Consider the following 1,395-nt stretch of genomic DNA (forward strand, 5'->3'; position numbering starts at 1 on the left):
CGTGACGCTAACTGGTCAAGATATCTTTGGCCGCGCAGTGTCACTCTCGCGTACCACAGATGTGAACGGCCAATATGCGTTTGAAAAACTAGTTGAAGCCAATGCCGATGGTTATACCGTATCAGCCTCTTTCTCTGGCAACGCAAAGAATGAGAACGGTAAAGACTACCTACTCATCGGTACCTCTCGTATAGCATCAAACACGGCGAACAGTGCAATTAAAGTTGCACTATCAGGCACTAACAAATCAGCAATCGTGGACTTCACAGAAAAACTGAAGCCAGTGAAATACAGTATTGCAGGTAAAGTCTTCCTAGATACTTTGCAAGATGGCGAACTAGAAACCGCAGAATTAGATAAAGCGCTAGCAAACATTACGGTAACGCTCAGCGGTAAAGACAAATTTGGCCGAACGGTATCGCTTACCCGCAATACAGACGTGAATGGTCAATATGTGTTTGCAGACTTAACCGAAGCTAACATAGATGGCTATAGTGTCAGTGCATCACCATCTGGCCTGAACAATTACAAAGACGGTAAAGACTACCTAATTGTGGGTAATACTAAAACTGTATCTAATACCCCTAACAATACAGTAGTCGTTGCGCTTTCTAGTAATACACGTAACGTGAGTGTTGACTTCACTGAGCTGCTTGGCACGATCCCTTACACAATTTCTGGTCGTGTATTTTTAGACACGCTACAAGACGGTGAACTAGAAACCGCAGAACTAGATAAAGCGCTAGCAAACATCACGGTAACGCTCAGCGGTAAAGACAAATTTGGCCGAACGGTATCGCTTACTCGCAATACAGACGTGAATGGTCAATATGTGTTTGCAAACTTAACTGAATCGAACGCTGATGGCTACAGTGTTAGTGCATCACCATCAGGTCTGAAAAACCATAAAGGTGGTAAAGATTACTTAATCAAAGGTAATGCAAAAAAAGCATCGAATACCCCGAACAATACAGTAGTAGCTGTTCTTTCTGGCAGCACACGTAATGTAAGTGTTGATTTCACAGAACAGCTTGACACGATCCCTTACACAATTTCTGGTCATGTATTTTTAGACACGCTACAAGATGGTGAACTAGAAACCGCAGAACTCGATAAAGCCTTAGCAAACATTACGGTAACGCTCACCGGTAAAGATAAGTTTGGCCGCGCAGTGTCACTCACGCGAACCACAGATGTTAATGGTCAATACGCGTTTGCAGATTTAACCGAAGCAAACAAAGATGGTTACTCAGTTGCTGCAACCCTCTCAGACAATACAGCTCATGAGAATGGTAAAGATTATCTGAAGATAGGTGCCAATCGCACAGAATCAGATACAGCAAATAGCACCGTTAACGTTCCACTATCTGGAACGAATAAATCAGCGACTGTGGA

The 1,395-nt window shown here is 43.2% G+C and carries 1 protein-coding gene; it reads left to right on the forward strand.

Annotation, left to right across the window (positions count from 1 at the left end):
- A partial coding sequence (locus AAEU28_RS17755) for a hypothetical protein (RefSeq protein ID WP_421965303.1) occupies positions 1 to 1,395 on the forward strand: 1,395 nt, incomplete at both ends.

Source organism: Pseudoalteromonas sp. SS15 (assembly GCF_049257195.1).
Classification (GTDB): Bacteria; Pseudomonadota; Gammaproteobacteria; order Enterobacterales; family Alteromonadaceae; genus Pseudoalteromonas.